At 54.1% G+C, this 8,614-nt stretch carries 7 protein-coding genes; 3 read left to right on the top strand and 4 right to left on the bottom strand.

The annotated features are described in order from the left end of the window. Positions 1-141 precede the first annotated feature (141 nt). Both yejM and ACLQ7H_RS24040 read right to left on the bottom strand, forming a co-directional pair. Positions 142-1,926: an LPS biosynthesis-modulating metalloenzyme YejM gene (gene yejM / locus ACLQ7H_RS24045; protein ID WP_411754838.1), complete on the bottom strand. Its 1,785-nt coding sequence runs from the start codon at positions 1,924-1,926 to the stop codon at positions 142-144. A 9-nt stretch (positions 1,927-1,935) separates the two neighbouring features. Next, entirely contained in the window at positions 1,936-2,163 is a 228-nt protein-coding gene (locus ACLQ7H_RS24040) for a YejL family protein (RefSeq protein WP_037402352.1), read from the bottom strand. 161 nt (positions 2,164-2,324) lie between these two features. Between ACLQ7H_RS24040 and yejK the strand changes: the two genes are divergently transcribed. Continuing rightward, entirely contained in the window at positions 2,325-3,329 is a 1,005-nt protein-coding gene (yejK, locus tag ACLQ7H_RS24035; protein WP_411754837.1) for a nucleoid-associated protein YejK, read from the top strand. Positions 3,330-3,476: 147 nt separating this feature from the next. On the opposite strand, the gene rplY is transcribed toward yejK, so the two are convergent. Together rplY and ACLQ7H_RS24025 are read right to left on the bottom strand one after the other, a co-directional pair. After that, complete coding sequence (rplY, locus tag ACLQ7H_RS24030; RefSeq protein ID WP_024486231.1) at positions 3,477-3,761, bottom strand: 50S ribosomal protein L25; 285 nt, start codon at positions 3,759-3,761, stop codon at positions 3,477-3,479. Between the two features lie 150 nt (positions 3,762-3,911). Further along, positions 3,912-5,669 (bottom strand): DEAD/DEAH box helicase, encoded by a 1,758-nt coding sequence (locus ACLQ7H_RS24025; protein WP_411754836.1) that lies wholly within the window; start codon positions 5,667-5,669, stop codon positions 3,912-3,914. 285 nt (positions 5,670-5,954) lie between these two features. Between ACLQ7H_RS24025 and rsuA the strand changes: the two genes are divergently transcribed. Then, positions 5,955-6,668 (top strand): 16S rRNA pseudouridine(516) synthase RsuA, encoded by a 714-nt coding sequence (rsuA, locus tag ACLQ7H_RS24020; RefSeq protein WP_411754835.1) that lies wholly within the window; start codon positions 5,955-5,957, stop codon positions 6,666-6,668. 30 nt (positions 6,669-6,698) lie between these two features. Further along, the gene (locus tag ACLQ7H_RS24015) at positions 6,699-7,895 is read left to right on the top strand and encodes a Bcr/CflA family multidrug efflux MFS transporter (RefSeq protein ID WP_411754834.1); all 1,197 of its coding nucleotides are present in this window, start codon (positions 6,699-6,701) and stop codon (positions 7,893-7,895) included. The last annotated feature ends 719 nt before the right edge of the window (positions 7,896-8,614 follow it).

The raw sequence follows: 8,614 nt of genomic DNA, 5'->3' as shown, positions 1-8,614 counted from the left end.
AGAGGATTCGAACCTCCGACCCCCGACACCCCATGACGGTGCGCTACCAGGCTGCGCTACATGCCGACGCAGAACCCTATACTACCGTTTTCAGATGTAAATTCAAGCAGCTACCTCACCGATTGCTTTAGATTTAAGCAGTTAGTTGGCGATAAAGCGTTTTACATCGGTCAGCACCTGTAACAGCAAGGCTAACTGAGGTTTCTCGTCTTTGATCTCGTTATCGTCCTGATCGTAGGCGCGGTAGTTGCCATTGCCATCCAATGTCAGCGTCTGCGTTGGCGTGGTGATCACCAACTGGCTGCCGTTACCGGTGGCGAGCCAATTGTTTTTACGCTGTGCGGCAAACAGGTCTTCGCCCTGCGAGTAATCATTAGCCGGTGTTTTCACATGCAGCAGACGTTGCATCAGCGTACGCATCACATCGTTATGATTGGTCAGCTTGTTGATGGTCTGTGCTGGCGTACCTGGCCAGTGAATGATCAACGGAACCTGCAATTGGCTGCGGTTAAAGCTGGTGCCTGCACCCCAGTGGCCTTTGCCGGTATCGTTGAACTCTATACCGTGCTCGGCGGTGATCACCACCACGGTTTTATCCAGCAGGCCTTTTTCTTTCAGCGTTGCCAGCACCTGCTCAATCTGCGCATCGACGTCTTTAGCACCGGTGCGATAGCGTTGGGTAAACGCCTCTGGTGAGAGCTTATTATCGCCCTCTGGCAACCTGGCTCCGCTGAAATTGATATAGGAGAACCAAGGGCTACTGCCGCTCTGAGTGGCTAACCAGCTTTGCCATTGATGAGTGGTGGCGGCATCGCTTTGTACGAACGGTTCAGGCGGTAGCGAGAAATCGGTCAACAGCGCCTGGCGGTAAAGCGTAGCGTTGAAACCGTCTGAAGAGAACAGGCCGAACTGATAACCTTGATCGCTCAGTGCGCTAATCAACGCCGCTGGTTTGCGCCCAGCCAGAATGCCATCCAGGTAGGTAGGCGAAATGCCGTAAAACAGGCCAAACAGGCCAGTGTCCGCATGGTTACCGGAGCTGTAATGGTCGCTGAAGCGGATATTTTCCTGGGCAAAGCGGCTCAGGCCCGGCATATCCTGCGCCAGATCCTGAGTACGAACACCGTTCACCACAATCATCAGCAGGTTATAGCCGCTGCCTTTATCACTGTAGTTCAGGTTATTGAGCGGGTATTCAACGGCCGCCGCTTCTGGGTTGCCCTGTTGCATCAGGCGGCGCTCGTATTCTTGCGGATCGAGCAGGCCGTGTTTTTCCAGGAATTTACGCGCGGTCATTGGGTAAGAGAGGGGTAGGTTGGCGCGCTGCATGGTGATCGGCCGATAGAAATTGGCATCCGCCCAGATATAAATCAGGTGCGAAGCAAAGAACGAACAGATGAACAGCACCGCCAGCGGCTTACCGAAGTTGCGCCGGTTCAGGCTGCGCAGTTTCTGCCAGCTCCAGGTGGCAAACAGCATTTCGATCAGGAATATCACCGGTACGGCGATAAATACCAGTTGCCAGTCGCGCGCCAGTTCACTCTGATCTGGGTTGATCACCAACTCCCACACCACCGGATTAAGGTGCAGGTGGAAGTGGGTAAAGACTTCGCTGTCGACCAGCAGCAACGTCAGCCCGGCGGTGGCCAACGTCGCGGAAATAAATCGCAGCAGGCGCTGCGACATCACCACAAAGGTGAGCGGGAAGATGATCAGCAGGTAGGCGGCAAAGACAATAAAGCTGAACTGCCCAATCAGGCTGACCAACGCATAGGCTCTCCCCAGCAGTGAGGACGGCCAGTCGGTAACAAACAGGTAGCGGCTGCCCAACCCGATACTGAGCAGAATATTAAATAAGGCGAACCAGTGCCCCCAGCTAATCATCTGGGAGACTTTTTCACGATAACGCTGACGGTTTGTCACCATAAGTAATTATTAATGCGCTTTATCTTCACGGACAGAAGCCTGCAGGGCTTCAGCAAAGGATCTGGCCAGTGTCTTCCGCTGGGCGGGAGCGATGCTGGTGTTGATCAAATTGGTTACCATATTGCCCAGTACCATCAAAGAGAGATCGGTAGGAGTATGGTGTTTTTCCAAAACGTTGACCAGCTCAGAGAGCAGTTGTTCAACGTGTTCGTCACTGTAACGAGATGATTGTGGCATAAAAATTGTGCTCAAAGCTCGACAAAGTCCCATATCTTACCGTATAGGGCTGTGTTTTTCCGCTCTTTTATAGCGTGAAGATCGTTAAGGTATTGCCATGCCCGTTGTCTTTCGGCTTCGTCAGTGCTTGAATACGTGCTCAAAGAACAAGAGGATTGATCATGAGTCTGGATATCGAGCAGATTGCACTGCACCAGTTGGTAAAACGCGATGAGCAGACGTTAGAAGTGGTGCTGCGCGATTCCCTTCTTACCACCAATGCGGCGGTGGAAGAGATGATGGCAGAGCTGCATCGCGTTTACAGCGCCAAGAGTAAGGCTTACGGCCTGTTCAACGAGCAGAGCGAACTGGCGGACGCGTTGCGCCGCTGCCGTAAAGGTGATGAAGACTTCCTCGCATTTAGCCGTGCTGCCACTGGCCGTCTGCGCGACGAACTGGCCAAATATCCGTTCGCCGACGGTGGTGTGGTGCTGTTCGCCCATTACCGCTATCTGGCGGTGGAATACTTGCTGATCACGGTGCTGAACAGTTGCAACAGTACGCGTGTCAATGAAGAGTTGGATATCCGCACCACCCACTATCTGGATATTAACCACGCGGACATTGTGGCGCGTATCGATCTGACCGAATGGGAAACCAACCCACAATCGACCCGCTATCTGACATTCCTCAAAGGGCGGGTAGGGCGCAAGGTTTCCGATTTCTTTATGGATTTCCTGGCGGCGGCGGAAGGGCTGGACACCAAAGCGCAAAACCGTGGCTTGTTACAGGCGGTGGATGATTACTGTGCCGACGCCCAACTAGGCAAACACGAACGCCAGACGGTACGTCAGCAGGTTTACAGCTACTGTAATGAGCAGTTGCAAGCTGGTGAAGAGATCGAGCTGCAGGAGTTGTCGAAAGAGATAGCCCCGGTGGGCGAGAAGGATTTTCTACAGTTTTCCAGCGAACAGGGCTACGAACTGGAAGATAGCTTCCCGGCGGATCGCGGCACGTTACGTCAATTGACCAAATTTGCCGGCAGCGGCGGTGGTATCAGCCTGAATTTTGATGCGATGTTGCTGGGGGAGCGTATTTTCTGGGATGCGGCCACCGATACCCTGACGATCAGAGGTACGCCACCGAATCTGCGCGATCAGTTGCAACGCCGCACGGGTGGAAAATAAAAGAAGCGGGTGCAGCATGTTCGACCGCAGGGGCGCCGCATGCTGCGCCCGTTTAACAGCCCCTGCGTGGTCATGTAGCGGCCAATAAAAAACGCCGCAATTGCGGCGTTTTTCACTTCGGCGTCCCGAAAATCGATAACGTGGCGATTAAACGCGCACGAAGTCGATGTGAGCCAGTTTTGGCTTGAACGGGTGACGCTGTACAGCCTGAACCTTAACTTTGGTTTCTTTACCGTCGACAACCAAAACTACTGCTTCGCTGTAGAATTCTGGTTTAACTTCCATGTTCTTGACAGAATCATGGTCTAGTTCGATAGCAATCGCAGCTTCTTCGCCACCATAGATGATAGCTGGGAATTTGTTTGCTGCACGCAGGCGGCGGCTCGCACCCTTACCCTGGTCTTTACGTACTTGTACGTTGATAGTGAACATTGTTTTTTCTCTTAAAAGAAAATTTACCCTGCTACAGGCGACCCAGTAACAGGCTCGATAACCTGCTTTCACACTGGGCGAACCCAGGTAAAGCGGGCGGCATTTTAACGGAAAGCCGCTCTCTGGGCAATGAAAACCTGCCGCACGGGTCTAATACAGCTCATTGGCACGGCGGAAGCGGCCCTGATAATCAAAAACTTTTTCACGTATCTGCCAGAACTGGCCGCGTTTGCGGGCGACGACGAAGTCTGGATGGCGTAACAGCGCCTGCTGAGCCAGAATGTCCGCCGCGTTTTGCCAGCCGAAGGGAACGCCAGGTGCCCGTTGGTGCGGGCGCAGGAACAGCATCTCGAAGGCCTTGCGTTGCGCGGGCGTTTGCAGGCGGAAACGTTCGCTGGTGCTGGTGCCATCTTCATCATAATAGGTGGCTTTCAGCCATTCCCCTTTGTCGTCCTTGCCGCTTTGCAGTTCCATTCCGCCGCAGCGCAGGACTAGCGCATCCTTTAGCTTCAGCGCGGCTTTCAGCATATCGTCCGGATCGACCAATACTTCCTGGCACTGATGGCAGCGGCGTGCCGCAATATCGTTCTCTGCGCCGCAGTGCGGGCAGCATTTGAAACGGAAACGATAGTCACACTGTTCGCGATGTCCCTCATCATCTTCCAGCCAGCCCTGACAGCGACGGCCATAATGCTCGATGATGTCGCCGTTCTCGGTACATTTGCCCCAAAACAGGTTGGCGAAACCGCAGCCAGGGCAAAATACCTGCACCGGCTGGCTGTCTGAGTGGGGTTTGCTTACACCGACTTCCGGCGTGAACAAATCGTGGGGATTGCCAGCGTAGTCCAGGATCAGGCAGTCGGTCTTGCCTGGAGCTAGGCGTAAACCGCGCCCAACGATTTGCTGATACAGGCTGACGGACTCGGTGGGCCGCAAAATAGCGATCAGATCGACATGAGGCGCATCGAACCCCGTCGTCAGCACCGCCACGTTGACCAGGTAGCGCAATTGCTGTTGCTTGAAGGCTTCGATCAGCGCGTCACGTTCGCCTGGTGGCGTTTCGGCACTGACCAGCGCCGCCTCGCCATTTGGCAACAGGCCATGCACTTCACGGGCATGTTCCACCGTGGAGGCAAAAATCATCACGCCTTTGCGGGTTTCGGCGTATTCGACGATCTGGCTGATGATGTGCGGCGTAATGCGGTTTTGCTGTTTCAGCTCGCGGTTAAGATCCACTTCGCTGAACAGGCCGTTGCTTCTGGCCTCCAGGCGGCTGAAATCGTACTGCACGATCGGCATATCCAGCCGTTCTGGCGGCACCAGAAAGCCGTGTTTAATCATATAGCGCAACGGCAGTTCATAAATGCAGTCGCGAAACAGGCTGTTGCCGTCGCCACGGGTGATACCGTGGTAGTGATATTGATAAATCCAGCCTTTACCCAGCCGATAAGGGGTAGCCGTCAGGCCAAGCAGGCGCAGTTGCGGGTTGGTTTTTTGCAGATGTTGAATAATCTGTTGGTATTGGCTGTCGTTATCGTCGCTGATGCGGTGGCATTCGTCGACGATCAGCAGAGAAAATGCGCCGTCGAACAGTGATAGATTACGTGCAACCGATTGCACGCTGCCGAACACCACCTTGCCGTTGCTCTCTTTTTGCTGTAACCCGGCGGCGAAGATGTCGGCCTCCAGTCCGTAAGCGCAGTATTTGCTATGGTTTTGCGCCACCAGCTCTTTAACGTGGGCCAGCACTAACACCCGGCCACGGGCGCGTTTTGCCAGCTCGGCGATCACCAGGCTTTTGCCCGCGCCGGTTGGCAGCACAATCAGGGCCGGTTCAGGATGCTGGCGGAAATGCTTGATGGTGGCGTCGACCGCTTCCAACTGATAGGGGCGTAGGGTAAAAGCCATGCGTTAGTACCGCTCGCTGAAGTGGGCTGTAACATTCCACTGAAATTGTGACATTTTGCTCCTCAGACGGCGGAAAAATTTCTATTATTATGCCCTCTGTGGCTACGTAGTGCGAGAAGCATGGAAATTACCCCTGTTATGGCATCGTTTACGCCGTTATACTAAGCGGCTTCCCTACGCGTACATCCTCTTCGAACCTGTTCTTTGCACTTGGTGCGACAACGGGGCGTCATATTTAGCAACCAGATCAATGCGATCATAACAACGACAGGCAGAGCAGATTCAATGCGACTGGACAAGTTTTTATCTCAGCAGTTGGGTATCAGCCGTGCGCTGGTAGCGCGTGAACTCCGTGCAAAACGTGTCACCGTAGACGGTGAAGTGGTCAAGAGCGGGGCGCTCAAGCTGGCTCCGGAACAGGAAGTGCGGTTTGATGGCAACGTGCTGTCACAACTGAACGGGCCACGTTACTTCATGCTCAATAAGCCACAGGGTTACGTGTGCTCTACCGACGATCCGGATCATCCTACCGTGCTCTATTTCCTGGATGAGCCCGTCGCGTACAAGCTGCATGCGGCAGGGCGGCTGGATATTGATACCACCGGCCTGGTCCTGATGACCGATGACGGCCAGTGGTCGCACCGCATCACCTCACCACGCCACCAGTGTGAGAAAACCTATCTGGTGACGTTGGAACATCCGTTGGCCGCCGATACCGCTCAACAATTCGCGCAAGGCGTGCAGCTGCATAACGAAAAAGATCTGACCAAGCCCGCAAAGCTGGAAAAAATCGAAGATACCCTGGTGCGCCTCACCATAAGTGAAGGGCGTTACCATCAGGTGAAGCGCATGTTTGCCGCCGTGGGTAACCGGGTCATCGAATTGCACCGTGAGCGCATTGGCGCCATTGTGCTGGATGACGACTTGGCACCGGGGGAATATCGCCCGCTGACCGAAGAAGAGATTGCCAGCGTAGGCGCACCGCACCTGCTGGATTAATTTTTATCACCGACCAAGGAGTCGTTGAACGTGCAACAGAACCGGACCTCTCACCTCGGCTTGATCTTTATTCTGGGCCTGCTATCGATGCTGATGCCGTTGGCGATCGATATGTACTTGCCCAGCATGCCGATAATCGCCCAGGAATTTGGCGTGGAGTCTGGCCGGGTACAGATGACGCTCAGCGCCTACATGCTGGGCTTTGCCGTTGGCCAACTGTTCTATGGGCCGATGTCCGACAGCATTGGCCGCAAACCGGTGATCCTGTGGGGCACGCTGATTTTTGCTATCGCCGGCGGGGCCTGTGCGATGGCCCAATCGGTGGATCAACTGATCAACCTGCGCTTCCTGCACGGGCTGTCCGCAGCGGCGGCAAGCGTGGTGATCAACGCCCTGATGCGTGACATGTTCACCAAGGACGAGTTCTCGCGCATGATGTCGTTCGTGATCCTGGTGATGACCATTGCGCCACTGCTGGCTCCGATGATCGGTGGCGTATTGCTGCTATGGTTCAGTTGGCATGCCATCTTCTGGACCATGGGGGCTGCGGCGCTGTTGGGTTCGGTACTGGTGGCGTTCTTTATCAAGGAGACGTTGCCCAAGGAGCGGCGGCAAAAATTCCACCTGCGTACCACGCTCAGGAATTTCGGCTCATTGTTCCGCCACAAGCGCGTGCTGAGCTATATGCTGGCCAGTGCTTTCTCGTTTGCCGGGATGTTTTCTTTCCTCAGCGCCGGGCCGTTTGTCTATATCGAGCTGAATAACGTTTCACCGCAGCATTTTGGCTATTACTTTGCGCTGAACATCGTGTTTCTGTTCCTGACGACCCTGATCAATAGCCGCAACGTGCGCCGCCTGGGGGCGGTGAAAATGTTCCGCCTTGGGCTGTTTGTGCAATTGACGATGGGCGTATGGTTGCTGGTCGTTACCGCCAGCGGGCTGGGTTTCTGGGCTTTGGTGCTCGGGGTGGCGGTTTATCTCGGCTGTATCGCCATGATCTCGTCTAACGCGATGGCGGTGATCCTGGACGATTTCCCACATATGGCGGGAACCGCCTCTTCGCTGGCCGGAACGTTGCGCTTTAGCATTGGCGCGCTGGTCGGGGCAATACTGTCCTTGGCCCCAGGTAAGAGCGCGTGGCCGATGGTTTCATCGATGGCGCTGTGCAGCATCGTTGCGGTGCTGTTCTATTTTTATGCCAGCCGTCCGCGCAATAACCCTGCCTGATTACCCCTCACCCTAACTAACCCTCTCCTTTAGTGAGAGGGGACCGATCGAGCTGTTTATCGTTACTGAGTTCACCTTGGTTCTTCCAACGAATGTGCCACAACTTTACGCCTGAACCCAACCACACACACCGGACTGACTCCCGACCCCAAATGGAGAGGGGGACCTAATATGTCATATGTTAAGTCCTGTACCTGACTTCCGCCCTGATGCTACTGAAGGCACCACAGACTGGCTCCTGCACCTGTTTACAGCTCCGGGCCAACTCCCTCTCCTTGGGGAGAGTGTTGGGGTGAGGGAGACCTGGATAAACGCAGCTAAACTCCGTTTTCCCCTCCTGCAAGCTTAATTTTGTTGCTAAATATAGGCAGGCTAACTAAACGGCAACCAAACGAACTGTAGTTTTATTGTTAAATCTGGCGACGTTATTTTCCCTGGTGGCCAGAGGTGCAACCCGCTGGTCGTGGGGGCTTTTTCATTGCGGATAATTGACCTAATGTTGTTTTAAATCAAAAGATTATTGATTTAACCTGCTTTAGGTGTTTGAGCGATATGTTTGCACAATGTAAAATTATACCGTTTGTAAAGTAACCGCATTGCAAGAAAAAAATGTTGAGATTGTGGCTGGAAAGGGTTACATATAACGCAAAAATGCGAGCTGAGTCGCAAAACACCGTGAGAGAACCTTCTACGGTGGAGAAAAACTGAGTGATATCAGC

This window comes from Serratia sp. (in: enterobacteria) (assembly GCF_046715635.1).
Classification (GTDB): Bacteria; Pseudomonadota; Gammaproteobacteria; order Enterobacterales; family Enterobacteriaceae; genus Chania.
This window is presented reverse-complemented; position numbering and strand designations above follow the sequence as displayed.

Excerpts from the sequence above, each read along its gene's own strand:
- yejM (WP_411754838.1), bottom strand. The coding sequence starts at position 1,926 with ATGGTGACAAACCGTCAGCGTTATCGTGAAAAAGTCTCCCAGATGATT.
- ACLQ7H_RS24040 (WP_037402352.1), bottom strand. The coding sequence starts at position 2,163 with ATGCCACAATCATCTCGTTACAGTGACGAACACGTTGAACAACTGCTC.
- yejK (WP_411754837.1), top strand. The coding sequence starts at position 2,325 with ATGAGTCTGGATATCGAGCAGATTGCACTGCACCAGTTGGTAAAACGC.
- rplY (WP_024486231.1), bottom strand. The coding sequence starts at position 3,761 with ATGTTCACTATCAACGTACAAGTACGTAAAGACCAGGGTAAGGGTGCG.
- ACLQ7H_RS24025 (WP_411754836.1), bottom strand. The coding sequence starts at position 5,669 with ATGGCTTTTACCCTACGCCCCTATCAGTTGGAAGCGGTCGACGCCACC.
- rsuA (WP_411754835.1), top strand. The coding sequence starts at position 5,955 with ATGCGACTGGACAAGTTTTTATCTCAGCAGTTGGGTATCAGCCGTGCG.